The following is a 24720-nucleotide window of genomic DNA, read 5'->3' on the forward strand; positions in this document are numbered from 1 at the left end:
CGGGCTCCGTCAGGAGTCCGCGCCCGGCCTGTCCACGAGTTCGATCTGGTCCACCGCGTTGCACCAGCGGCAGCGGACCGACTCGATGGTCTCATTGACCACCTCTCGCTCCTCGACCTTGGGCTCCCCGGCGAGGTCCAGGTGGACGTACTCGACGACCTTCGACGACCGGGTGACGTCGAAGCGCGTGAGGTTGCCGCACAGGGTGCAGCGCCACCGGGTGGTGTCGGTCGGCAGGGGAACCGTCATCGGCCTGCTCACTCCTTCGTAGCTCATTCAATTAAAGCGGCCGTTCGGCCGTCCGCGTCGGCCTGTGGACCGCAGCTCGTAACCCTACGGCCTGCCACCGCTTCAGGTGGGGCACGTTGCGTCATGCTCTGTCACATGATCGTAAGGTGGCAGGCTGTGCGCGAGGCTGCCCGGGGACCGGTGGTCACCCACGCGCTGATCGCGGGCTGCGGTGTGGTGTTCGTACTGAGCCCGGCCTCGGGGCTCGATCCGGGCTACGGGACCGGCGACGAACTGCTGAGCGCGGGCACCGCGTACTTCCGGCGCTGGGGTGTGGTCCCCGACGAACTCTTCACGGACACGCCGCGCGCCTGGCTGACGCCACTCACCGCGCTGTTCGTCCACGGCAGCTGGCTGCACCTGCTGGGGAACATGTTGTTCCTCTTCGTCTTCGGCGCGATGGCCGAGGAGCGGATGGGCCGTCCGGCGTTCCTCGTCTTCTACCTCTGCACGGGCTACCTGGCGCTGGCGGCGTACGCGGCGGCCAACGCGGAGTCCGCGCAGACGCTGGTGGGAGCGTCCGGTGCGATCTCGGCCGTCCTGGGGGCGTTCCTCTACCTCCTGCCGCGGGCCCGGGTGACGAGCCTGTTCCCCTTCCTGTTCTTCCTGCCGCTGCGGTTCCCGGCGTGGCTCGTGCTGCTGTTCTGGTTCGCCCTGCAGTGGGTGGCCGCGCACCGCGCGGAGAGCGGGCCGGGAGTGGCCTATCTGGCGCATCTGGTGGGGTTCTCGCTCGGCTTCCTCTACGCGTGGGCCCGCTATCGGGGTACGACTAGAGTGAGTCGACCAGCGACGGCCACCGAGGGAGACAGCCAGCCGTGATCACCGCGATCGTGCTCATCAAGACCAGCGTGGACCGCATCCCCGAGATCGCCGAGTCCATCGCCGCGCTGGACAGCGTCAGCGAGGTCTACTCCGTGACGGGGACCTACGACCTGATCGCGCTGGTCCGCGTGAACCGCCACGAGAACCTGGCCGACATCATCCCCGGCCGCATCAGCAAGATCCCGGGCGTCGAGGCGACGGACACGCACGTGGCGTTCCGCACGTACTCGCAGCACGACTTGGAGGCGGCGTTCGCGATCGGCCTCGACGCCTGACGCCTCCGGCGGGGTCTGCAGATCCGGCCTGGGCTTCGCCGCGGGTCGCCCTGCGGGCTGCTCGGCTTGCGCCGGCTGCCGGGCGCTGCCGTCGCCCTGCGGGCTGCTCGGCTTGCGCCGGCTGCCGGGCGCTGCCCGGACCCGCGCCTCAAGCGCCGGCGGGGCTGGAAGGTGCGGGTTGCCCTGCGGGCGGCTCGGCGGTGTGCGGGTTGCTTCGGCGCGGGCTTGTCGGTCTGGTCGGTCCGGGGTGCCGGGGCGGGGTGTCTCCTCGGCTCGGCGCGTGCGGGCTGTCTCGGCTGTACCCGGTGGTTGCGCACTCGTCCTGCGGGGACACCCCGCCCCGTCCCCCCTCCCCTCCGCCGATCCAGCCACGCACGAGCCGGCCCCTCCAGCACCACCAAAAGCCAGCCCCGGGGCGGGACGCAGCCACGCGTACTGCCGGAGTCGGCCGCGAGCGGGAGCGCGTGGGCGAATCCCCTGTGCTGGCGAAGCCGACCTCGGCGGAGGACACCTAAGGAAATTCCGGGTGCTGCCGAAGCCGACCTGGGCGGGGGACACCTGAGGGAATCCCGGGTGCTGGCGAAGTCGACCTGGGCGGGGGCACGTATGGGGATCCCGGGTGCTGCCGAAGCCGGCGGTGGGGTGGGGACACGCAGGAGGGTCCCCGCAGGACGAGGCGCGACCGCCGGGTACGGCCGGGACGTGCCCGCGCGCGCCGAGCCGAGGAGATCCTCGTGCGGGGCACCACCCCACCCCCCGACCCCGCCAAGCACCCGCGCGAGACCAACCCCTGCCTGGACACCACCGACGCCCCCAAACCAGGCCCGCCACCCACCGAGCCCGCCCGCAAGGCACCCCGCAGACCAGGCCGTATCCGCCGAGCCCGCCCGCAGGGCAACCCCCAGACCAGGCCCGCCACCCACCGAGCCCGCCCGCAGGGCACCCCGCAGGGGGAGGTCAGGACGACGGGGTCGGCGTCCCGCGGAGGGGGACGCAGCGGCCTTCCTCCGTGCGGTACTGCCACTTCGCGCCGTCCGCGACGAGTTCCCGGACCGCGCCGACGAAGCGGTCCACGTGTTCGTCCGGCGTGCCGGCGCCGAAGCTGACGCGGATGGCGTTCAGGGAGCGCTCGCCCGGGGCGGCCTCGGGGGCCCCGCACTCGCCCTGGGCCTGCGGCTCGCTGCCCAGCAGGGTCCGCACCAGCGGGTGGGCGCAGAACAGGCCGTCCCGGACGCCGATCCCGTACTCGGCGGAGAGCGCGGCGGCGAAGTGGGAGCTGTTCCAGCCGTCCACGACGAAGGAGATGACGCCGACCCGCGGGGCGTCGTCCCCGAAGAGGGAGAGGACGCGGACGGCCGGGACGTCGGCGAGGCCCTCGCGGACCCGCTCCACGAGCCGCTGCTCGCGCGCCACCAGGTTCTCGAAGCCGGCTTCGGTCAGGGCACGGCAGGCCGAGGCGATGGAGTAGACGCCGATGACGTTCGGGGAGCCTGCCTCGTGGCGGGCGGCCGTGGTGTGCCACTCGACGTCGACGCCGCCGTCCTCGCGGCGGGAGACCGTGCGGGAGGCGCCGCCGCCCGCCAGGTACGGATCGGCCTGCTGGAGCCAGTCGGCGCGGCCGGCGAGGACGCCCGAGCCGAAGGGCGCGTACAGCTTGTGGCCGGAGAAGGCGACCCAGTCGACGTCGAGGTCCCGCACGGAGACGGGGTGGTGCGGGGCCAGCTGGGCGGCGTCCAGCACGATCCGCGCGCCGTGGGCGTGCGCGGCGGCGGCGAGTTCCTTCACCGGCCACAGCTCGCCGGTGACGTTGGACGCGCCGGTGACGCACACGAGCGCCGGGCCGTAAGGGTCGCGGCCGGCGAGCGCCCGCTCCAGGACGGCGACGGCCTCGGCCTGGGTGCGCGGCGCGTCGAGGTAGGTGACCTGCGCGTTCGTCCACGGCAGGAGCGAGGCGTGGTGCTCGGTCTCGAAGACGAAGACCTGGCAGCCGGCGGGGAGCACCGCGGCGAGCAGGTTCAGGGAGTCGGTGGTGGAGCGGGTGAAGACGACCTGGTCGCCGGGGCGGCAGTCGAGGAACTCGGCGACCGTGGCCCGGCTCTGCTCGAAGAGGTCGGTGGACAGCTGCGAGAGGTATCCGGCGCCGCGGTGGACGCTGCCGTAGTACGGGGCGTAGGCGGCCACGTCGTCCCAGACCCGCTGGAGGGCGGGGGCGCTGGCGGCGTAGTCGAGGGCGGCGTAGGTGACCTCGCCGCCGGTGACGAGCGGGACGGTGACGTCACGGCCGAGGACGGCGAGCGGCTGGGCACAGGCGGGGTCCTGGGCGGTGGCGACGGTGGCGTTCAGGGATGCGGACATGGCGGTATCTCCCGGCAGGCAGGGCTGAATGGCTTCGGTGTGCCCGTACGCGGGTACGGCCGTGCGGCCGTCCGGGGTACGGGAGTGGCCTCGGACGGGACGGTCGCGGTACGCGGAAGTGACCCTGGTCCGAGGGTGAAGAAGGGGCGTCAGTCGCCCTATCGCATTCGCTTGCTCACGGAAAAACGCTCCTCGAAAGACCAGGACCCCTGGTGTCGAGGGATCCGCGCTTGCCGTAGGCCTTGCTGCCTACGACCTGGTCATCACCCGGGGCACCCCGCCACGGAAGGAGGGTTGCCGGACAGCAAGCCGGGGCCTACACGCTGTCACTCGTGACCTGGTCAGCATCCTGCCACAAGATCCGCCGCGCACAAGACCCCGGTCCGAATGGCGGACCGGGGTCCGGCGTGAATCGTGTGCCGGGTCAGGCGTTGCTGGCCGTCACCCAGCGCTCCAGGACGGCACGCGCGGCACCCGAGTCGATGGACTCGGCCGCGCGGGTGATGCCGGCGGTGATCTGCTCCTCCAGGCTGCCGGTGCCCGGGTCGAGGGCGACGAGGGCGGCCGCGGAGTTCAGCAGCACGGCGTCGCGTACGGGTCCGGTCTCGCCGGCCAGCAGGCGGCGGGCGACGTCGGCGTTGAAGGAGGGGTCCCCGCCGGCGAGGGCGGAGACGTCGACCAGGGGGATGCCGACGTCGCGCGGGTCGAAGGACTGCTCGGTGACCTTCCCGTCGCGCACCCACCAGACGCGCGAGGTCGCCGTGGTGGTCAGTTCGTCGAGGCCGTCGTCCCCGCGGAAGACCAGCGCGGAGGAGCCTCGCTCGGCGAGCACGCCCGCGACGATGGGGGCCATCCGGGGGTCGGCCACGCCGGTGGCCTGGGCGCGGACGCGGGCCGGGTTGGTGAGCGGGCCGAGGATGTTGAAGGTGGTGCGGATGCCCAGCTCGCGGCGGGCTCCCGCGACGTGCCGCAGGGCGGGGTGGAACTTCACCGCGAAGCAGAAGGTGATGCCGGCCTCCTCGGCGACCTCGACGACGCGCGCGGTGCTCAGGTCGAGGTTGACGCCGAGCTTCTCCAGGACGTCCGAGGAGCCGCTCGCGGAGGACGCGGCCCGGTTTCCGTGCTTGACGACCTTGGCGCCGGTTCCGGCCACGACGACCGCCGACATCGTGGAGATGTTGACCGTCTTGGCCCCGTCGCCGCCGGTGCCGACGATGTCGACGGTGCGGCCGGGCACCTCGATGAGGTTGGCGTGCCCGTACATGGCCCGTACGAGGCCGTTGATCTCCGCGACCGTCTCCCCCTTGGCGCGCAGCGCGACCACGAAGCCGGCGATCTGGGCGTCGGTCGCCTCCCCGCGCATGATCCGGTCCATGGCCCAGGCGGTGTCGTCGGCGCTGAGGTCCTGGCCGGTCAGCAGGGCGTCGAGGACGCCCGGCCAACCACGGGCCGCCACGCTGTCGCCGCCTGCCGGGGTCGCAACGTTCATGGTCCGCTCCTGCTGTTGATGGGGGTGCCACGTCGAATGGGTCGGAGATCAGCCTATCCAGCCCCGGTTACGGCAAAGAGCCCCGTCCGGACACTGGACGGGGCTCTCGCCGTGGCGACACCAGGACTGGCCGAGATCAGTCCCTCATGCGGTGGTGCGGGGGATCAGTGGTGGCCGTGGCCGGACTGGATCTCCTTGTACTCCTCCACCGTGGGCTTCGGGATCTGGTTGCCCTCGGCGTAGAAGCCCTTGCTGAGCTTCGCGCGCAGCTTCTCGGTGGCCTTCACCTTGCGCTCGACACCGTTCTCGTCGACCGTCGGGCCGATCTCGATCGGCTTGTACTGCTCGTGCGCGGTGAGGGTGTGCAGCGTGCCCTGCGGGAGCGGCTCGTGGACCTCGACGAACTCACCGTGCGGCAGACGCTTGATGATGCCGGTCTCGCGACCGTGCAGCACCTTGTCGTGGTCCCGGCGCTGGAGGCCGAGGCAGATCCGCTTGGTGATGATGAAGGCGAGGACCGGGACGGCGAAGAAGCCGATCCGGACGAACCACGTGATCGAGTTGATCGACAGGTGGAAGTACTGGGCGAACATGTCGTTGCCGCCGCCGATGAGGAGCACGATGTACTCCGCGATCCAGGCGACACCGAAGGCCGTACGGGTCGGGACGTTGCGCGGGCGGTCCAGGATGTGGTGCTCGCGCTTGTCGCCGGTGACCCAGGACTCGATGAACGGCCAGACGGCGATCGAACCGAGCACCAGCGGGAAGAGCACCAGCGGGATGAACACGCCCAGGACGAGCGTGTAGCCCCACAGGTTGATCTCCCAGCCGGGCATGGCACGGATCAGGCCTTCCGGCATACCCATGTACCAGTCGGGCTGCGCACCGGTGGACACGTGGTCCGGGCGGTACGGGCCGAGGGCCCAGATCGGGTTGATCGAGGCGACGGCGGAGACGACCGCGATGACACCGAAGACCAGGAAGAAGAAGCCTCCGGCCTTGGCCATGTAGACCGGCAGCAGCGGCATGCCGACGACGTTGTTGTTCGTCTTGCCGGGGCCCGCGTACTGGGTGTGCTTGTGGTAGAAGACCAGGATCAGGTGGGCCACGAGGAGGCCCATCATGATGCCGGGCAGCAGCAGGATGTGCACCGAGTAGAAGCGCGCGACGAAGTCGCCGCCCGGGAACTCCCCGCCGAACAGGAACATCGACAGGTACGTGCCGACGACCGGGACGGACAGGATGGCGCCCTGCATGAAGCGGACACCGGTACCCGAGAGCAGGTCGTCCGGCAGCGAGTAGCCGGTGAAGCCGGTGAACATGCCGAGGACCAGCAGCAGGAAGCCGAAGATCCAGTTGACCTCGCGCGGCTTGCGGAACGCGCCGGTGAAGAAGACGCGCATCATGTGCACGATCATCGCCGCGACGAAGATCAGCGCCGCCCAGTGGTGGATCTGGCGGATCAGCAGACCACCGCGGACGTCGAAGCTGATGTCGAGCGTCGAGGCGAAGGCCTCGGACATCAGCACGCCCTGCATCGGCACGTACGAGCCGTGGTACTCCACCTCGTTCATGCTCGGGTGGAAGAACAGCGTCAGGTACACACCCGTGAGGATGATGATGATGAAGCTGTAGAGGCAGATCTCACCGAGCATGAAGGACCAGTGGTCCGGGAAGATCTTGCGCATGTTGGCCTTGGCGAGGCTGTAGATGCCCAGGCGGCCGTCCGCCCAGTCCGCTACGCGCTCTCCGGCCGGCGCCTTGCGCGCCTTGGTGTCAGTGGCGGTGCTCATCCGCGCTCCCAGAATGCAGGACCGACGGGCTCTTCGAAGTCGCCGAGCGCTTCGAGGAAGCCTTCGTCATTCACGCCGATCCGCAGCTGCGGAAGGGCGTGCCCGGCCGGGCCGAAGATGACGCGGGCGCCGTCGGAGAGGTCGAAGGTGGACTGGTGGCACGGGCAGAGCACGTGGTGCGTCTGCTGCTCGTACAGGCTGATCGGGCAGCCGACGTGGGTGCAGATCTTCGAGTAGGCCACGATCCCGTCGTGGGACCACTCGAGTTCCTGCTTGTCCTTGATGTCCTCCGGCTGGATGCGGACGATCATCAGGGCTGCCTTGGCGATCTGCGTCTGGAAGTCGTGCTGGTGCTCGTCCAGGCCCTCGGGCATGGCGAACGTCAGCGAACCGACGAGCACGTCCTCGGGACGCAGCGGCTCCATCGTGTTCTGGTTGATGAGCAGCTTGCCCTTGGCCCACATGGTGTGGCGCAGCTTGTCCTCGGGCAGCGGGCCCAGGTCGCGCATGATCACGACGGCGGAGAGCGGCAGCATGGCCAGCGCGCCCAGCATCGTGTTGCGGATCAGGGGACGGCGGCCGATGCCGGACTCGTTCGCACCGTCGGCGAAGTCCTGGAGGACCTTCGCCTTGACCTCCGGCGAAGCGGCGATCTCGTGGCGGTCGTCGGCGACCTCGACGTCGGACATCAGGGTGCGGGCCCAGTGGACCGCGCCCGCGCCGATGCAGAAGAGGGCCGTGCCCAGCGTCATGCCCAGGGCGAAGTTGAGCGCGCTGACCTTCCCGAGCGGGAAGATGAAGACGATCTTGTCGACCGGGAAGATCACGTACGAGGCGATGAAGCCGATCGTGGCCAGCATCGACAGCGTGAACAGCATGGCGACGGTGCGCTCGGAACGCTTCGCCGCCCGCTCGTCGATGTCCTGGATGCGCGGCTTGTGGACCGGCAGGCCCGGGTCGGCGAACGGGTCGTCCGCCACTGCTACGCCACCGTGGTGGGCGTCGCCCTGCTCGCTCGGCAGGTGCTTCTCTTCGGGAATCTCTTGGCTACTCATGACTTCTTGGCCTTAGCGGTGTGGGCCGCGACCCAGACGGCGACAGCGATCAGCGCACCCAGAGCGAAGATCCAGCCGAACAGACCCTCGGAGACGGGGCCGAGGCCACCGAGCTTGAGACCACCGGGGTTGGTCGACTTCTCACCGTTCACGTTCTGGAGGTACGCGATGATGTCCTTCTTCTGCTTCTCCGGCATGGTGCTGTCGGGGAAGGAGGGCATGTTCTGCGGGCCGGTCTGCATGGCCTCGTAGATGTGCTTCGGCGAGACGTCCTCAAGGTTGGGGGCGTACTTGCCGTTGGTCAGCGCGCCGCCTTCACCGGTGAAGTTGTGGCACTGCGCGCAGTTGTTGCGGAACAGCTCGCCACCGTTGGCGATGTCGGCGTCCGCCGGGTCGTACTGCTTCTCGGTCGGCGTGATCGGGCCGGCGCCGAGGGAGGCGATGTACGCGGCCAGCTGGTCGATCTGCGCCTGGGTGTAGATGACCGGCTTCTTCGGCACCTGGGCGCCGGGCTGCTGGGCGGGCATGCGGCCCGTGCTCACCTGGAAGTCGACGGCCGCGGAGCCGACGCCGACCAGGCTCGGGCCGTCAGAGGAACCCTGACCGCCGGTTCCGTGGCAGCTTGCGCAACCCACGGCGTAGAGCTTCTTGCCCTCCTCGATGGCGAGGGACTGGGCGGTTTCATCGGCCTGCGCCTTGCCCGCGGGAGCAAAGGCGGCGTACAGCCCCCCAGTGGCCGCCAGCGCGAGGAGTAGAACGACGACCGCCGCCAGCGGATGGCGTCGTCGTGCGGAGAGCTTTTTCACGGATTACCCCGGTGTCAGGATCTTCTGCGTCGGTGTGTCTGGATGGAGTGCCGGGTCGGACCCGGTGACGTGTTCGCTACTTGATCAGGTAGATCGTGGCGAAGAGGCCGATCCAGACGACATCGACGAAGTGCCAGTAGTAGGACACGACGATGGCCGACGTGGCCTGTTCGTGGGTGAACCTCTTGGCCGCATACGTCCGGCCGAGGACCAGCAGGAAGGCGATGAGACCGCCCGTCACGTGCAGACCGTGGAAGCCGGTGGTCAGGTAGAAGACCGAGCCGTACGGACCGGACGAGAGGCTCATGCCCTCGTGCTTGACCAGCTCGGTGTACTCGAACACCTGGCCGCCAATGAAGATCGCACCCATGACGAACGTGATGATGAACCACGTCCGGAGCTTCTTCACGTCACCGCGCTCCGCGGCGAATACGCCGAGCTGGCAGGTGAGGGAGGAAAGCACCAGGATCGTCGTGTTCGTCGCCGAGAAGGGAAGGTTCAGGCTGTCCGCCTGCTCCGTCCAGTACTCGGGACCCGTCACGGATCGCAGGGTGAAGTACATCGCGAAGAGGGCCGCGAAGAACATCAGCTCGGAACTCAACCAGATGATGGTTCCGACGCTGACGAGGTTCGGCCGGTTGACCGTCGGGTGCGCGTGCCCGGTATCTACTGTCGTTGCTGTCGCCACGACCGACATTATGTCGGTCGCTTATCCCGCCCTCACCCCGGGGGGTGCCGTTCGGAGTGTCAGGGGCGTGTGCAAGGCCCGAACGGCCCATCAGATCACCTCTCCGAACGGCCTCGTGCACATGTCCGAACCGATGTTGAGGAGGCGGCGGGAGGAGTAGCATCCCGCGCAACATCAACGTGATTCATGGGACACGTGGAGGATCGAAATGCGGGCGACTGCGCGGGTTCTGGTCTACAGCGACGACGCGGGCACCCGGGAGCAGGTGAGACTGGCGGCGGGCCGCCGCCCGGCCGCGGATCTGCCGCCGGTGGAGTTCCTGGAGTGCGCGACCCTGCCGGCGGTCCTGTCGGAGCTCGACGCGGGCGGCATCGACGTGTGCGTGCTGGACGGGGAGGCGGTTCCGGCCGGGGGCATGGGTGTGTGCCGGCAGATCAAGGACGAGATCTTCCGGTGCCCCCCGGTGCTGCTGCTGATGGGGCGCCCCCAGGACGCCTGGCTGGCCACCTGGAGCCGCGCCGACGCCGCTGTGACCCTTCCGGTGGATCCGGTGGAGTTCGCGGACGCCCTGGCGGCCCTGCTGCGTTCCCGGCTGTCGTCCTCGGCGGCCTGACCCCCGCCCGCGGCGGGCCCCCGGAGCGGGTCCGGGGGCCCTGCCCGCCCGGTCTCAGACCGTGGGCCTGAGACGGGCCTGGTCGATGTGGCTGCGGCCTTCCTGGGTGCCCTTGAGGAGGGCGCTGCCCTCACGCCAGTCCTTCCAGTCCATGTTCCAGTCTCCGAACCCGTTGCCGAAGATGTCCATGTCGTCGCCGATGCTGTTGATCACCTGGACGATGTCGCCCTCGGTGATGTTCTCGTAGAACCAGGCGGCGTTGCCGGTGCTCATGCCGGTGCAGCCGTGGCTGACGTTCGCGTAGCCGTGGGAGCCGACGGACCACGGTGCGGCGTGGACGTATTCACCACTCCAGGTGACGCGTGTGGCGTAGTAGACGGGCAGGTTGTAGTACTCACTGCCGCCGATGCCGACGGTGTCCCCGCGCATCTGTACGTAGTACTGCTTCCCCAGCACCACCTTGATGCCGTTGCGGGTGGAGAACCCGGGCTTGCCGGTGGTGACCGGGATGGAATTGATCACTTCTCCGTTGCGCTTGAAGGTGAGCCAGTGCGAGGAGGCGTCGGTGGTGACCTCGACGCGGTCGCCGATCTCCAGCTTCAGCGGCTTGGCGGCGGCTCCGTGGAGCTCATCGGTGATCTTGATGCCCTCCAGGTTGCTCCGTACGGAGACGGTGGTGTTGGCGGGCCAGTAGTCCTTCGGGCGGTAGTGCAGGTTCTTGTCGTCGACCCAGTGCCAGGCTCCTTCGACCCCGGGCGGGGTGTCGACGACCAGGCCGCGTTCGACGACGGCGCGTGCGGCCTTGTCCTTGACGGGCTCGTTGAGTTCGGCGGTGAGGGGCTGTCCGACGCCGTACTTGCCCTCCTCGGGGCCGAATTCGACCTTCAGGACCCCCTTGGACGGGGTGGTGTCGAAGGCCATCGTGCGCTGGCCCGGGGTGCCCCGTTCGTCCTCCGTGCTCACGGTGACGGTGTAGCGGACGCCTGCGGCCATCGGGGCGGTGCTGTGCCAGCGGTCCCCCTTGGCGCTCAGTTCGCCCGCCAGGCGGCGGCCGTGGGTGTCCACGGCCGTGACGTCGGTGATCCGACTGCCCTTGCTCTTGGCGGTGATCTCCAGAGGCCGGCTGGGGTCGACGGGGCGGCGTCCCGCGGCCTGGTTGAAGGCGACCTGATCGCCCGCGTCGACCGGGCGGGCTGACAGCGGGTTGTCGCCGGACCCGCATGCGGTGGCGCCGGCCCCGAGGGACGCGACCAGCAGGGAGCAGCTGAGTACCGTCCAAAGACGCGGTGAGTGCTTCATGGGGCCAACGCTATGAAGATATGACAATTACGGCGCGCGGGGTGACTGCAAACGAGGGGCCCGGACTCCTCCGAAGAGGTGTCCGGGCCCCACGTGGTGCGCGGCCGGGGCCGCGCGGGTACCGCCTGCGCTCCTACTGGTTCGCGTTCTCACCGCGGTAGTACTCGTACACCCAGCCCCACAGGCCGATCAGGATGATCGGGGCCGAGAAGTACATGAGCCACCAGCCGAAGATGACGCCCATGAAGGCGAGCGCGCCGCCGACGCCCAGCGAGAGCGGCTGCCAGCTGTGCGGGGAGAAGAACCCCAGCTCGCCTGCCTCGTCGGCGACGTCGGCCTCCAGGTTGTCCTGGGCCATCTCGTCGACGCGCTTGGCCGTGAAGGCCAGGTAGTAGCCGATCATGACGCTCAGGCCGAAGCCCAGGAAGAGCGCGGTGGTTCCGACGGGCTCCTTCGACCACACGCCGTACACGACGGCCATGATCAGGATGAAGACGGAGAGCCAGAGGAACATCTTGCCCTGGATCTTCACTTGCCGGCCTCCTTGCCACCGGTGACGGCCGCCTTGGCGCCGTGGTCCTCAAGGTGGTCGAGCGCCGCGATCTCCGGGTGGTGGAGGTCGAAGGCGGGCGACTCGCTACGGATGCGCGGCAGCGTGAGGAAGTTGTGCCGCGGCGGCGGGCAGGACGTCGCCCATTCGAGCGAACGGCCGTAGCCCCACGGGTCGTCGACGTCGATCTTCTTGCCGTACTTGGCCGTCTTCCACACGTTGTACATGAACGGCAGCATCGACAGGCCCAGCACGAAGGAGCTGATCGTGGAGATCGTGTTCAGCGTGGTGAAGCCGTCGGCCGCGAGGTAGTCCGCGTAACGACGCGGCATGCCCTCGGCGCCCAGCCAGTGCTGCACCAGGAAGGTGCCGTGGAAGCCGATGAACAGCGTCCAGAAGGTGATCTTGCCGAGGCGCTCGTCCAGCATCTTGCCCGTGAACTTCGGCCACCAGAAGTGGAAGCCGGCGAACATCGCGAACACCACGGTGCCGAAGACGACGTAGTGGAAGTGCGCGACGACGAAGTACGAGTCGGAGACGTGGAAGTCCATCGGGGGCGAGGCCAGGATGACGCCGGTCAGACCACCGAAGGTGAAGGTGACCAGGAAGCCGATCGTCCAGAGCATCGGGGTCTCGAAGGACAGCGAGCCCTTCCACATGGTGCCGATCCAGTTGAAGAACTTCACACCGGTCGGTACCGCGATCAGGAAGGTCATGAAGGAGAAGAACGGCAGCAGCACACCGCCGGTGACGTACATGTGGTGGGCCCACACGGTCACCGAGAGGCCGGCGATCGCGATCGTCGCGGCGATCAGGCCGATGTAACCGAACATCGGCTTGCGCGAGAAGACCGGGATGATCTCGGAGACGATTCCGAAGAACGGCAGCGCGATGATGTACACCTCTGGGTGTCCGAAGAACCAGAAGAGGTGCTGCCAGAGCAGTGCGCCGCCGTTGGCGCTGTCGAAGATGTGCGAGCCGAACTTGCGGTCGGACTCCAGCGCGAAGAGCGCGGCGGCCAGGACCGGGAAGGCGAGCAGGACCAGGACACCGGTCAGCAGCACGTTCCAGGTGAAGATCGGCATGCGGAACATCGTCATGCCCGGAGCGCGCATGCAGATGATCGTGGTGATGAAGTTGACCGAGCCGAGGATCGTGCCGAAGCCGGAGAAGGCCAGACCCATGATCCACATGTCGGCGCCGATGCCCGGCGAGCGGACCGCGTCCGACAGCGGGGAGTAGGCGAACCAGCCGAAGTCGGCCGCACCCTGCGGGGTCAGGAAGCCGGCCACCGCGATGGTCGAGCCGAAGAGGTACAGCCAGTACGCGAACATGTTCAGCCGCGGGAACGCCACGTCGGGCGCACCGATCTGCAGCGGCATGATCCAGTTGGCGAAGCCCGCGAACAGCGGGGTGGCGAACATCAGCAGCATGATCGTGCCATGCATGGTGAACGCCTGGTTGAACTGCTCGTTCGACATGATCTGCGTGCCCGGACGGGCCAGCTCGGCGCGCATGAAGAGCGCCAGCAGACCGCCGATGATGAAGAACACGAACGAGGTGACCAGGTACATCGTGCCGATGGTCTTGTGGTCGGTGGTGGTGAGCCACTTCACGACCACGTTGCCCGGCTGCTTGCGCCGCACCGGCAGCTCGTTCTCGTACGAGTCAGCTGCGGCGGCACCCTGGGATTCGTTGAGGATGCTCACAGTTGGTTCACTTCCGCATTCCGGGCCGGGTCGGTCTGCTGGATGCCGGCGGGGAGGAAGCCGGTCTGACCCTTCTCCGCCAGCTCCTTCAGGTACGCCTTGTACGCCTCGGGGGAGACGACCTTGACGTTGAAGAGCATCCGGGAGTGGTCGACGCCGCAGAGCTCGGCGCACTTGCCCATGAAGGTGCCCTCTTGGCTGGGGACGACCTCGAAGACGTTGGTGTGGCCCGGAATGACGTCCTGCTTGAACAGGAAGGGGACCACCCAGAAGGAGTGGATGACGTCGTTGGACGACAGGATGAAGCGGACCTTCTCACCCTTGGGGAGGACCAGGGTCGGACCCGGGTTGCCCGTCTGCGGGTTCCGGTCGCTCGGGACGCCCTTCTCGTAGACGCCCTCGGCGCCCGCCGGGAAGTCCTTGGTGAAGCGGTCCGGGATGGAGGCGAGCTCCTTGGGAACCGCACCTGCCTTCGGGGTCGCCGCGTCGCCGTCGACGTTCTCGATGTAGTTGAAGCCCCAGCTCCACTGGAAGCCGATCACGTTGATCGTGTGCGGCGGCTTCGGGGTGAGGGCGAGGAGCTTGGACTCGTCACGCGCGGTGAAGTAGAAGAGCACCGAGACGATGATGAGCGGAACCACGGTGTACAGCGCCTCGATGGGCATGTTGTACCGGGTCTGCGCCGGGACCTCGATCTTCGTCCGGCTGCGCCGGTGGAAGACGACGCTCCAGATGATCAGGCCCCACACCAGGATGCCCGTGACGAGCGCGGCCGCCCAGGATCCCTGCCACAGGGAGAGGATGCGCGGCGCCTCCTCGGTTACCGGAGTCGGCATTCCGAGGCGGGGAAAGTCTTTCCATGTATACGAGCAACCAGTGGCGGTCGCCAGGACCACGCCCGCAGTCAGCGCCTGCAGCAGCTTCCGCCGCATCGGGCGCCGCGGCGAGCGGTCGGAGCCGTAGGGACTCACGTAGCGCCTTCCCGAGAGTCTCGGCCCGCGCGGCCGGCCGCGGCCGTGTTCGGGTCGGTCGCCGGCCCTGACGCAGGCAGGGGTTTGGATGTTTATGCGGACCAAACCCTACTGGACGCTATTTGGGGTCGCGCGGGGAGGGTGCCCAACGCGCCGCTACTGTCCCCGAAGGGATGGATCCGCCGTACGGGGGACGGTGCGAATGGCCCTGAATGGCGGGCTCCGGGGCGCATCTGACGCCCCCTGACCTCGAACGCTCGGGGGCTGGAGTTAGCGTGGCCGGATGCCGTACTTCGACAGCGCGTCCGCCGCTCCCCTGCACCCCGTGGCCCGGCAGGCGTTGCAGGCCTCCCTGGACGAGGGCTGGGCCGATCCGGCCCGGCTGTACCGGGAGGGCAGGCGCGCGCGACTGCTGCTGGACGCCGCGCGGGAGGCCGCCGCGGAGGCGGTGGGATGCCGTACCGACGAGCTCGTGTTCACTCCTTCGGGGACGCACGCTGTTCACGCGGGCGTCGCCGGTGTCCTCGCCGGCCGGCGGCGCGTCGGCAGCCATCTGGTCGTATCGGCGGTCGAACACAGTTCTGTACTTCATTCGGCGGCGGCGCACGAGGCGCGCGGCGGAAGTGTCTGCGAGGTCCCGGTGGACCGGTCGGGTGCGGTGTCCGCCGCCGGGTACGCGGACGCGCTGGTCCCGGCGACCGCCCTGGCCTGCCTGCAGTCGGCCAATCACGAGGTGGGCACGGTCCAGCCGGTGGCCGAGGTCGGCGAGGTGTGCGGGGCGGCCGGGGTGCCGCTGCTGGTGGACGCGGCGCAGTCGCTGGGCTGGGGTCCGGTGGAGGGCGCCTGGTCCGTCCTGGCGGCGAGTGCCCACAAATGGGGCGGCCCGCCCGGGGTGGGCCTGCTGGCGGTCCGCAAGGGAGTTCGGTTCTCGCCCCAAGGCCCGGCGGACGAGAGGGAGTCGGGCCGCTCCCCCGGCTTCGTGAACCTTCCCGCGATCGTGGCGGCGGCGGCCTCGCTGCGGGCCGTACGGGCGGAGGCGGACGCGGAGGCGGCCCGGCTGCGGGTCCTGGTGGACCGGATCCGGCGGCGCGTGGTGCGGCTGGTCCCGGACGTGGAGGTGGTCGGCGACGCGGACCGGCGGCTGCCGCACCTGGTCACCTTCTCCTGTCTGTACGTCGACGGGGAGGCGCTGCTGCACGAGCTGGACCGGGCGGGCTTCTCGGTGTCCTCGGGCTCCTCCTGCACGAGCTCCACGCTGACCCCCAGTCACGTGCTGCGGGCGATGGGCGTGCTGTCGGAGGGGAACGTACGGGTCTCCCTGCCGCCGGGCACCCCGGCGGAGGAGGTCAACGCCTTCCTGGAGGTGCTGCCGGGTGCGGTGGCGGGCGTACGGGAGCGGCTCGGCGTGACGGAGCCGCCGGTGGCGGACCCGGAGGCGGACTCCCTGGAACTGGACGCGCTCGGCCTGCGGTGCCCCCAGCCGGTGATCGAGCTGGCCCGGGCCATCGCCCGGGTCCCGGTGGGCGGCACGGTGACCGTCCTGTCGGACGACGAGGTGGCGCGGCTGGACATCCCGGCCTGGTGCGCGATGCGGGGCCACGACTACCTGGGCGAGTCCCCCCGCCCCACCGGCACCGCCTACACGGTGCGCCGCCTGTCGTAACCCGCCGCGCCCCACCCGGCTGCGCCGGGCCGATTCAGCCCCGCCTGCTTCCCGGCTGCGTCGGCCAGATCCAGCCTCGCCGGCGTTTGAGGCGCGGGTCCGGGCAGAGCCCGGTGCCCGGCGCAGCCGGGAAGGGTCCGGGCGGGCCCGGGAAACGGAGAAAGGGCGGGGCGGGGAGAAGGACCGCCCCGCCCCGGAAGGCGGCGTCACGCCAGGTGGGCGCGGACCTCCGCCGCCGCGTCCTCGCCGTAGGCCTTGGTGAAGCGCTCCATGAAGTGGGCACGGGCCAGGGTGTACTCCTGGGTGCCCAGCGTCTCGATGACGAGGGTGGCGAGCATGCAGCCGACCTGCGCCGCGCGCTCCAGGCCGACGCCCCAGCCCAGGCCGGTCAGGAACCCGGCGCGGAAGGCGTCGCCGACGCCGGTCGGGTCGACCTTGGCGTTCTCCTCGGGGCAGCCGACGACGATCGTGGCCTCGCCGACCCGCTCGATCTTGACGCCGCTGGAGCCCAGCGTGGTCACGCGGGTGCCGACCTTGGAGAGGATCTCCTCGTCCGTCCAGCCGGACTTCGACTCGATGAGGCCCTTCTCGTACTCGTTCGAGAAGAGGTAGGTCGCGCCCTCCATCAGGGTGCGGATGTTGTCGCCGTCCATGCGGGCGATCTGCTGCGAGAAGTCGGCGGCGAAGGGGATCCCCCGCGTCCGGCACTCCTCCGTGTGGCGCAGCATCGCCTCGGGGTCGTCCGCGCCGATGAGGACGAGGTCGAGCCCGCCCACGCGGTCGGCCACGGCCTTCAGCTCGATCAGGCGGGCCTCGCTCATCGCGCCCGTGTAGAAGGAGCCGATCTGGTTGTGGTCGGAGTCCGTGGTGCACACGAAGCGCGCGGTGTGCAGCACCTCGGAGATGCGGACGGAGTCGGTGTCGACGCCGTGGCGCTCCAGCCAGGCGCGGTACTCGTCGAAGTCGGATCCGGCGGCGCCGACCAGGATCGGGCGGCTGCCGAGCTGGCCCATGCCGAAGCAGATGTTCGGGCCGACGCCGCCCCGCCGGACGTCGAGGTTGTCGACGAGGAAGGAGAGGGAGACCGTGTGCAGCTGGTCGGCGACCAGCTGGTCGGCGAAACGGCCGGGGAAGGTCATGAGGTGGTCGGTGGCGATGGAGCCGGTGACTGCGATGCGCACGGCGTGGACGCTCCTGCTGAGGACGGCGAGGGACAGTCAAAACTACCCGGTAAGTGACCCCTGGCCGAACCCCAGAAACTACCCCTTAGTAGGTCTTTCTTCGCGGGAGCTCCGATGCCTACGGTGCCTCCATGACCTATACCGACGGTTACGGCTCCTGTGAGTACACCGCTGAGGGGCGCGCAGCGGAAGGCCCGGGACGGCCCGGCTTCGCCCGTCTGCTCGGGGACTGCGCCCGGATGGCCCCGCACTGGGGCGTCGAGGAGGGCCCCCGCCCGGTCCGGGTGGCGCCCTCGCAGATCCACGGTGTCCGGGTGCCGGCCGCCTCGGCCCGGCTGATCGCCTCCACCGCCGCCTACGGAGACCTGTAGCGGGCCGCCAGGAGACCGAGGGGAACCGGTTGGGCCCCTGTTCCGTCACATCCGCATCAGACACTGCGGGACCAGTGAAGGAGCGATGCGGTGACCAGCGAAGAACCCGGCACGACAAGCGGCACACGACGGCGGCCCGCCTGGGTCGTCGGCTCGATCGCGGCCGCCGTCCTTCTCACGGGCGGCGGCACCGCCTACTGGGCGTCCGCGGCCCAGGGCGACGGCGCTTCGGCGCGGCGTACGGGTGACAGCGCGGCCTCCGCGCCCCGTGACGCGGGAGACCCCTCGGGTCCGGGCATCGCGCCCGGGGAGCCTGATCCGTCCGGCTCGGGCGTGGTCTACCGGGCCGACGTGAAGCTGCCCGAGGCGCCGGCGACGGCGCCCGCCTACCGCGTGTCCGGTGAGGTCGCGGAGGCCGACGTGGCACGGCTCGCGGCGGCTCTGGGCATCTCGGGCACGCCGCGGCTGGAGGGGGACGTCTGGCTGGCCGGGGAGGCCGCCGACGGCTCCGGGCCGAGGCTCACCGTGGCCCGTACGGCTCCGGGCACCTGGAACTTCAACCGCTTCCAGGCCGGCGGCGACGGCGCGGGCAGCGGCGCCGGGGACGACTGCGTGCGCGGCAAGGACACCTGCGGACCCGCCACGCTCCCCCGGAACGGGGGCGGTTCGGGCGGGAGCGGCAAGCCGGTCTCCGAGGAGGCGGCCAAGGCCGCCGCGGGCCCGGTGCTGGCCGCCCTGGAGCAGGGCGGCGCGAAGCTGGACGCGCGGCTCACCCAGGGTGCGGTGCGGGTGGTGACCGCGGACCCGGTGGTCGGCGGGCTGCCCACCCAGGGCTGGTCCACCAAGGTGAGCGTGGGCGCGGACGGCTCGGTGGTCGGCGGCAACGGCGAGCTGAAGGCGCCGGTACGGGCGGCCGAGCAGCCGGTGGTCGGGGCCGTGGAGGCGCTGGCCCGGCTGAACGCGAGGTCGGGCGGCGGGGGCGGCAGCCCCGAGCCCAGCGGCTGCGCGAGCGCGGTGCCGCTGACGGCGGACACCGCGGAGGGCGCCACGGACACGGTGCCGTGCAATCCGGAGCCGCGGCCCATGAAGCCGCCGCGCACGGAGACGGTGAAGGGCGCGGTGCTCGGGCTGGCCCCGGGGACGGTCGAGGGATCGCGGGGCCTGGTCCCCGCGTGGCTGTTCGAGGTGGCGGGCCAGGGCGGCGGCCCCGGCCACACGGTGACCGAGCCGGCGTCCGCGCAGCAGGGCACGCCGGGCCCCAAGGACGGCCGTACGGTGCCCGGGTTCTCGTACAAGGAGGAGGACCGGAAGCTGACGGTGAACTTCTGGGGCAGCGTGTGCAGCACCTACGCCGTGGAGGCGCGGGAGCAGGCGGAGTCGGTCCTGGTGAAGATCACGGACACGCCGAACAAGCCTGGTCAGGCCTGCATCATGCTGGCGGAGGAGCGGTCGCTGTCGGTGACCTTGAAGGAGCCGCTCGGCGACCGGAAGGTGCTGGACGCCACGACGGGCAAGCCGCTGCCCCGGCAGTAGCGGCCCCCGGCGCGGGCAATGGGCGAGGGCCCGTCCCCGGTCGGATGCGACCGGGGACGGGCCCTCGTCGTGCGGGCGGTTCAGGCTTAGCTGAACGAGTCGCCGCAGGCGCAGGAGCCCGTGGCGTTGGGGTTGTCGATCGTGAAGCCCTGCTTCTCGATGGTGTCGACGAAGTCGATGGAGGCGCCGCCCAGGTACGGGGCGCTCATGCGGTCCGTGACGACCTTCACACCGTCGAAGTCCTTCACGACGTCGCCGTCGAGGGAGCGCTCGTCGAAGAAGAGCTGGTAGCGCAGGCCGGAGCAGCCGCCGGGCTGGACGGCGACGCGGAGCGCCAGGTCATCGCGGCCTTCCTGCTCCAGCAGGGTCCTGACCTTCTCGGCGGCGGCGTCGGACAGGAGGATGCCGTCGCTCACAGTGGTCTTGTCGTCCTGTACGGACATCTGCATTCACTCCCGAAGTGGGCGGCTCCCCGCCGGGGGGCGGGGAAACGTCGGACTCTTGCCGTCGGTGGCAACGAGCGGGACCGCGGATTCATTCCGGGACCCGACGCTTGTTTCAGATATTCATGCTCGCACACCGAGCCCGGGCGCGGGTGCGGCGAATCGAGGGCTGATGCGTCACATTGACACTATCGGCATCGTCAAACTGACGTGAAGCGGTTATGATAGATAGCGTCAAGTAGACGAGAAGTGTCGAAGCGATGATCCTGAAATCCCTCGTCGCAGAACAGAAAGGGTGCGTGTCGTGACCACCGCCCAGCCGTTGGACGTCCAGCCGACGCCCCTTGCCCTGCTGCTGCTCGGCCGTGAGGCCGACCCCAAGAGCGAGCGGGGGGTGGAGTGCCCCGGCGATCTGCCCTCGCCGTCGGACCCGGATCTCGTGGAGCGCGCCCGCGCGGCCAAGGAGAAGCTCGGGGACAAGGTCTTCATCCTCGGCCACCACTACCAGCGTGACGAGGTCATCGAGTTCGCCGACGTCACCGGTGACTCCTTCAAGCTGGCCAAGGACGCGGCCGCCAAGCCGGAGGCCGAGTACATAGTCTTCTGCGGCGTCCACTTCATGGCCGAGTCCGCGGACATCCTGACCTCGGACGACCAGAAGGTGGTCCTGCCGGACCTGGCCGCCGGCTGCTCGATGGCCGACATGGCCACCGCCGAGCAGGTCGCGGAGTGCTGGGACGTACTGACCGAGGCGGGCATCGCCGGCTCGACGGTCCCCGTCTCGTACATGAACTCCTCCGCCGACATCAAGGCCTTCACGGGCAAGCACGGCGGCACGATCTGCACCTCGTCCAACGCCAAGAAGGCCCTGGAGTGGGCGTTCGAACAGGGTGAGAAGGTGCTCTTCCTCCCGGACCAGCACCTGGGCCGCAACACGGCCGTCCGCGACATGGGCATGTCCCTGGACGACTGCGTGCTCTACAACCCGCACAAGCCGAACGGCGGCCTGACCGCCGAGCAGCTGCGCGACGCCAAGATGATCCTGTGGCGCGGGCACTGCTCGGTCCACGGCCGGTTCTCGGTGGACTCGGTCAACGACGTCCGCGCCCGCATCCCCGGTGTGAACGTCCTGGTCCACCCCGAGTGCAAGCACGAGGTCGTGGCGGCCGCGGACTACGTGGGCTCGACGGAGTACATCATCAAGGCGCTGGAGGCGGCTCCGGCCGGCTCCAAGTGGGCCATCGGCACCGAGCTGAACCTGGTCCGCCGCCTGGCGAACCGGTTCGCCGCCGAGGATAAGGAAGTCGTCTTCCTCGACAAGACGGTCTGCTTCTGCTCGACGATGAACCGCATCGACCTCCCTCACCTGGTGTGGACGCTGGAGTCCCTGGCCGAGGGCAACCTCGTCAACCAGATCCAGGTGGACAAGGAGACCGAGAGCTTCGCGAAGCTCGCACTGGAGCGCATGCTCGCCCTCCCGTAGCCGCGGGCCGCACCCGCGGCTTCCGTGCCACGTGCAGAAGGGGCGCCCCCGGCCGGGGCGCCCCTTCTGCTGTTCCCGCCGCCGGACGGCGCGGGCCCCGCGGGGCCCGCGCCGTCCGGTCAGACCTTGGCGGGCTCGCCGTCCTCGTCGGTCGCGGCCGGAGCGGCCGGGACCACCGTCAGGCGGGCCGCGCGCTTCGCGGAGCGCTTGGCGCGGCGGCGTTCCTTGCGCAGCTCCACCATCGTGTAGAGGGTCGGCACCAGGAGCAGCGTCAGCAGGGTGGAGCTGACCAGGCCGCCGATCACCACGACCGCGAGCGGCTGCGAGATGAAGCCGCCCTCGCCGGTGACGCCCAGCGCCATCGGCAGCAGCGCGAAGATCGTCGCCAGGGCCGTCATGAGGATCGGCCGCAGACGGTGCCGGCCGCCCTCGACGACCGCCTCGACGACGCCGAGGCCCTGGGCTCGGTACTGGTTGACGAGGTCGATCAGGACGATCGCGTTGGTCACGACAATGCCGATGAGCATCAGCATGCCGATCATCGCCGGGACGCCCATCGGGGTGCCGGTGACGAGGAGCAGGCCGAGTGCGCCGGTCGCCGCGAACGGGATGGACACCAGCAGGATCAGCGGCTGGACGAGCGAGCGGAAGGTCGCCACCAGCAGCATGAAGACGATCGCGATGGCCGCGAGCATGGCGAGGCCGAGCGAGCCGAACGCCTCGTCCTGGTCCTCGGAGACGCCGCCGATGGAGGCGGTGGCGCCCTCGGGCAGGTCCAGGGCCTTCAGCTTCGTCTGGAGCTCGGCGCTGACCGCGCCCGTGTTGTCGCCCTGCGGGCGCGCCGTGACGGTCGCGGCGCGGGCGCCGTCGATCCGGGTCATCGCGACCGGGCCGGGGACCTCCTTGACCTCGGCGATGTCGCCGAGCTTGACCGGGCCGACCGGGAGCGCCTGCAGTTCGGCCAGGGTGGTGGCCGGCTGCGCGGACCTGATGACGATGTCCCGCTCGGTGTCGTCCAGTACGGCCTTGCCCGCCGGGTTGCCCCGTACGGCCTGGGCGACGAGTCCGCCGAGCGCGGCCTGGTTCAGGCCCGCCTCCGCCGCCTTGGGGGTGGCCGTCACCGAGATCCGGGGCACGGACTGGGACAGGTCACTCTGCACGTCGGTGACGTTGTCGAGCTTGGCCACCTCGGCGCGGACCTGCTCGGCGGCCTTGGCGAGGACCTCGCCGTCGCCGGCCTTGACGACCACGCTGAGATTCTGGCTGCCGAAGGCGTCGCCCGCCGTGATGCGGGTCTCGCCGATGCCGTCGAGGGCGGCCAGCTGGTCCTCGATCCGCTTCTTCACGGCCTCGCCGTCGCCGGCGTCCTTGAGCGTGACCTGGTAGGAGGCCTGGTTGGAGCCGGTACCGCCGCCGAAGGCCGCAAGGAAGCCGGAGGAGCCGACGGTGACCTGGTAGCTCTTGACGCCGTCGACGGAGCCCAGCACCTTTTCGACCTTGCGGCTCGCCTCGTCGGCGGCGGCCAGCGAGGTGCCCGGGGCGAGTTCCTGCTTGACCGTCAGAAGGTCCTGCTCGCCCTGGTCGAAGAAGTTGGTCTTCAGCATCGGCGTCATGCCGAAGGTGCCCAGGAGGACGACCACCGCGATGGCCACACTGGTCAGGCGGCGCCGGGTGGCGAAGCCCAGGACGCGGACGTAGAGACGCTGGAGGCGGCTGCGCGACTCCTTCTCCTCGGCCTCGCGCCGGATCTTCGCGACGCTCTCGGCGTCCCCGTCGGTGATGCCCTTGGGTGCGCCGAGGAACCAGTACGACAGGACCGGAACGACCGTCAGGGAGACCAGCAGCGAGGCCAGCAGGGCCGCGGTGACGGTGAGCGAGAAGGATCCGAAGAGCTCGCCGATCATGCCGCCGGTCAGGCCGATGGGCAGGAACACGGCGACGGTGGTGAGCGTGGAGGAGGTGACCGCGCCGGCGACCTCCTTGACCGCGGCGATGATCGCGGCTTCACGCTCCTCGCCGTAGCCGAGGTGGCGCTTGATGTTCTCCAGGACCACGATCGAGTCGTCGACGACCCGGCCGATGGCGATGGTCAGCGCGCCCAGGGTCAGCATGTTGAGCGACAGGTCGCGGGTCCACAGCACGATGAGCGCGAGGACCACGGACAGCGGGATGGACACCGCGGTGACCAGCGTGGAGCGCAGCGAGGCCAGGAAGACCAGGATCACGATCACCGCGAAGAGCAGGCCGAGCATGCCCTCGGTGGTGAGGCTGGAGATGGACTTGGCCACCGCCGGGCCCTGGTCGCTGACGACGGTCAGGTCGGCGCCGGAGCCGAGTGTGGAACGCAGCTCGGGCAGCTTGTCCTTGACGGCGTCGGAGATGGCGACGGCGCTGCCGTCCTTGTCCATGGTGAGGACGAGGGCGAGGCTGGGCTTGCCGTTGGTGCGGGTGATGGAGACGGCCTTGGCCGGCTCCTGCTTGACCACGGCGACGTCGCCGAGGCGGACCGCGGGCTTGCCCGGGCCGGGGCTCAGCCGCAGGTCCTCGACCTGGGCGAGGGAGGTGAAGCCGTTGCCGACGCGGACGGTGCGGTTCTTGCCCGCCTCGTCGAAGGAGCCGGCAGGGACGGCGGCGGCGCCCGCCTGCAGGCCCTGCGCGAGGGCCGCGCCGTCGAGGCCGGCGGCGGCGAGCTTGGCGTCGTCGGGCGTGACGGTGACCTGGAGGTCCTGGACCCCGTCGACGCTGACCTGACCGACGCCCTCGATGTCCGACAGGACGGGCACGACGGACTTCTCCAGCTGGTCGGCGAGCGCCTGCTGGTCCTTGTCGGAGGTGACGGCCAGGATGACCGTCGGGATGTCGTCGGTGGAGCCGGCCACCACCTGCGGGTCCACGTCGGCGGGCAGCCGGACGCGGGCCCGGTTGACGGCCTGCTGGACGTCGGCGACGAGCTGCTTGGTGCCGCTGTCGCCGTAGTCGAAGGTGGCCATGATGAGGGCGTTGCCCTCGCTGGCGGTGGAGGTGATGCCGGTGATGCCGTCGACGCCCTTGAGCATGGCCTCGATCGGTTCGACGACCTGCTTCTCCACCACGTCGGGCGAGGCGCCCTGGTACGGCGCGAGCACGGACACCATCGGGAGTTCGATGGAGGGCAGCAGCTGCTGCTTGAGCTGCGGGACGGCTACGGCGCCGAAGAGGAGCGCGACGATCGACACGAGGCCGACCAACGCCCTTTGGGCAAGGCTGAAGCGGGACAGCCAGGACATGGGTATGGGATCTCTCTGCAGTGGCGAACGCGAGGGCACTCCCACCCTGTCCCATGGCGGAGGCCGG

Annotated in this window: 21 protein-coding genes and 1 riboswitch; of the genes, 7 read left to right on the forward strand and 14 right to left on the reverse strand. The window is 69.9% G+C overall.

Annotated elements, in window-relative coordinates; translation table 11 throughout:
• Nucleotides 1-9: 9 nt before the first annotated feature.
• Nucleotides 10-249 carry a hypothetical protein gene (locus ACFWFZ_RS28005; RefSeq protein ID WP_008738811.1) on the reverse strand — a complete coding sequence of 80 codons (240 nt, stop codon included), beginning with the start codon at nucleotides 247-249 and terminating at the stop codon, nucleotides 10-12.
• A gap of 123 nt (nucleotides 250-372) precedes the next feature.
• On the opposite strand from ACFWFZ_RS28005, the gene ACFWFZ_RS28010 reads away from it, so the two are divergent.
• Complete coding sequence (locus ACFWFZ_RS28010; RefSeq protein WP_387125758.1) at nucleotides 373-1107, forward strand: rhomboid family intramembrane serine protease; 735 nt, start codon at nucleotides 373-375, stop codon at nucleotides 1105-1107.
• Nucleotides 1104-1385, forward strand: coding sequence for an Lrp/AsnC family transcriptional regulator (locus ACFWFZ_RS28015; RefSeq protein WP_030036325.1), 282 nt, complete (start codon nucleotides 1104-1106; stop codon nucleotides 1383-1385). The genes ACFWFZ_RS28010 and ACFWFZ_RS28015 overlap by 4 nt, the downstream gene beginning before the upstream one ends.
• A gap of 957 nt (nucleotides 1386-2342) precedes the next feature.
• Here ACFWFZ_RS28015 and ACFWFZ_RS28020 read toward each other — a convergent pair.
• The 6 genes from ACFWFZ_RS28020 to ACFWFZ_RS28045 all read right to left on the reverse strand — a co-directional run bounded on the left by ACFWFZ_RS28020 (nucleotide 2343) and on the right by ACFWFZ_RS28045 (nucleotide 9580).
• Nucleotides 2343-3740: an aminotransferase class V-fold PLP-dependent enzyme gene (locus tag ACFWFZ_RS28020; protein ID WP_387125759.1), complete on the reverse strand. Its 1398-nt coding sequence runs from the start codon at nucleotides 3738-3740 to the stop codon at nucleotides 2343-2345.
• Between the two features lie 221 nt (nucleotides 3741-3961).
• A riboswitch (SAM riboswitch) is annotated at nucleotides 3962-4078 on the reverse strand.
• 86 nt (nucleotides 4079-4164) lie between these two features.
• Nucleotides 4165-5229: an anthranilate phosphoribosyltransferase gene (gene trpD / locus ACFWFZ_RS28025; RefSeq protein ID WP_387125760.1), complete on the reverse strand. Its 1065-nt coding sequence runs from the start codon at nucleotides 5227-5229 to the stop codon at nucleotides 4165-4167.
• A 164-nt stretch (nucleotides 5230-5393) separates the two neighbouring features.
• Nucleotides 5394-7022 (reverse strand): cytochrome bc complex cytochrome b subunit, encoded by a 1629-nt coding sequence (locus ACFWFZ_RS28030; RefSeq protein WP_387125761.1) that lies wholly within the window; start codon nucleotides 7020-7022, stop codon nucleotides 5394-5396.
• The gene (locus tag ACFWFZ_RS28035) at nucleotides 7019-8077 is read right to left on the reverse strand and encodes a Rieske 2Fe-2S domain-containing protein (protein WP_387125762.1); all 1059 of its coding nucleotides are present in this window, start codon (nucleotides 8075-8077) and stop codon (nucleotides 7019-7021) included. Before ACFWFZ_RS28035 ends, ACFWFZ_RS28030 begins: the two co-directional genes overlap by 4 nt.
• Nucleotides 8074-8883, reverse strand: a complete 810-nt coding sequence (locus tag ACFWFZ_RS28040; RefSeq protein WP_030036316.1) for a c-type cytochrome — start codon at nucleotides 8881-8883, stop codon at nucleotides 8074-8076. Before ACFWFZ_RS28040 ends, ACFWFZ_RS28035 begins: the two co-directional genes overlap by 4 nt.
• 76 nt (nucleotides 8884-8959) lie before the next feature.
• Entirely contained in the window at nucleotides 8960-9580 is a 621-nt protein-coding gene (locus tag ACFWFZ_RS28045; protein ID WP_387125763.1) for a heme-copper oxidase subunit III, read from the reverse strand.
• 199 nt (nucleotides 9581-9779) lie between these two features.
• Here ACFWFZ_RS28045 and ACFWFZ_RS28050 point away from each other — a divergent pair, with 199 nt between their 5' ends.
• Nucleotides 9780-10184: a hypothetical protein gene (locus tag ACFWFZ_RS28050; RefSeq protein ID WP_387125764.1), complete on the forward strand. Its 405-nt coding sequence runs from the start codon at nucleotides 9780-9782 to the stop codon at nucleotides 10182-10184.
• A 54-nt stretch (nucleotides 10185-10238) separates the two neighbouring features.
• On the opposite strand, the gene ACFWFZ_RS28055 is transcribed toward ACFWFZ_RS28050, so the two are convergent.
• From ACFWFZ_RS28055 to coxB, 4 genes are all read right to left on the reverse strand, one after another.
• The gene (locus ACFWFZ_RS28055; RefSeq protein WP_387125765.1) at nucleotides 10239-11483 is read right to left on the reverse strand and encodes an Ig-like domain-containing protein; all 1245 of its coding nucleotides are present in this window, start codon (nucleotides 11481-11483) and stop codon (nucleotides 10239-10241) included.
• Nucleotides 11484-11616: 133 nt separating this feature from the next.
• A complete protein-coding gene (locus ACFWFZ_RS28060) occupies nucleotides 11617-12015 on the reverse strand; it encodes a cytochrome c oxidase subunit 4 (protein WP_387125766.1) in 399 nt (132 codons plus the stop codon).
• Nucleotides 12012-13742 carry a cytochrome c oxidase subunit I gene (gene ctaD / locus ACFWFZ_RS28065; protein ID WP_387125767.1) on the reverse strand — a complete coding sequence of 577 codons (1731 nt, stop codon included), beginning with the start codon at nucleotides 13740-13742 and terminating at the stop codon, nucleotides 12012-12014. Before ctaD ends, ACFWFZ_RS28060 begins: the two co-directional genes overlap by 4 nt.
• Nucleotides 13739-14713, reverse strand: coding sequence for a cytochrome c oxidase subunit II (coxB, locus tag ACFWFZ_RS28070; RefSeq protein WP_387125768.1), 975 nt, complete (start codon nucleotides 14711-14713; stop codon nucleotides 13739-13741). Before coxB ends, ctaD begins: the two co-directional genes overlap by 4 nt.
• A 283-nt stretch (nucleotides 14714-14996) precedes the next feature.
• On the opposite strand from coxB, the gene ACFWFZ_RS28075 reads away from it, so the two are divergent.
• On the forward strand, nucleotides 14997-16376 hold the full coding sequence (locus ACFWFZ_RS28075) for a cysteine desulfurase/sulfurtransferase TusA family protein (RefSeq protein WP_387125769.1): 1380 nt from the start codon (nucleotides 14997-14999) through the stop codon (nucleotides 16374-16376).
• Between the two features lie 206 nt (nucleotides 16377-16582).
• On the opposite strand, the gene ACFWFZ_RS28080 is transcribed toward ACFWFZ_RS28075, so the two are convergent.
• Complete coding sequence (locus tag ACFWFZ_RS28080) at nucleotides 16583-17557, reverse strand: carbohydrate kinase family protein (protein WP_387125770.1); 975 nt, start codon at nucleotides 17555-17557, stop codon at nucleotides 16583-16585.
• A gap of 131 nt (nucleotides 17558-17688) precedes the next feature.
• Here ACFWFZ_RS28080 and ACFWFZ_RS28085 point away from each other — a divergent pair, with 131 nt between their 5' ends.
• Both ACFWFZ_RS28085 and ACFWFZ_RS28090 read left to right on the forward strand, forming a co-directional pair.
• A complete protein-coding gene (locus ACFWFZ_RS28085) occupies nucleotides 17689-17928 on the forward strand; it encodes a hypothetical protein (protein ID WP_387125771.1) in 240 nt (79 codons plus the stop codon).
• Nucleotides 17929-18018: 90 nt separating this feature from the next.
• The gene (locus ACFWFZ_RS28090; RefSeq protein WP_387125772.1) at nucleotides 18019-19461 is read left to right on the forward strand and encodes a hypothetical protein; all 1443 of its coding nucleotides are present in this window, start codon (nucleotides 18019-18021) and stop codon (nucleotides 19459-19461) included.
• A gap of 86 nt (nucleotides 19462-19547) precedes the next feature.
• Here ACFWFZ_RS28090 and ACFWFZ_RS28095 read toward each other — a convergent pair whose 3' ends face one another.
• Nucleotides 19548-19904 carry an iron-sulfur cluster assembly accessory protein gene (locus ACFWFZ_RS28095; protein ID WP_030029080.1) on the reverse strand — a complete coding sequence of 119 codons (357 nt, stop codon included), beginning with the start codon at nucleotides 19902-19904 and terminating at the stop codon, nucleotides 19548-19550.
• 295 nt (nucleotides 19905-20199) lie between these two features.
• Between ACFWFZ_RS28095 and nadA the strand changes: the two genes are divergently transcribed.
• Nucleotides 20200-21387, forward strand: a complete 1188-nt coding sequence (gene nadA, locus ACFWFZ_RS28100; protein ID WP_387125773.1) for a quinolinate synthase NadA — start codon at nucleotides 20200-20202, stop codon at nucleotides 21385-21387.
• Between the two features lie 119 nt (nucleotides 21388-21506).
• Here the strand turns inward: nadA and ACFWFZ_RS28105 are convergent, their stop codons facing one another.
• Entirely contained in the window at nucleotides 21507-24653 is a 3147-nt protein-coding gene (locus ACFWFZ_RS28105; RefSeq protein ID WP_387125774.1) for an efflux RND transporter permease subunit, read from the reverse strand.
• Nucleotides 24654-24720: the final 67 nt, after the last annotated feature.

It is taken from the genome of Streptomyces sp. NPDC060232, from assembly GCF_042726555.1.
Lineage (GTDB): Bacteria > Actinomycetota > Actinomycetes > Streptomycetales > Streptomycetaceae > Streptomyces.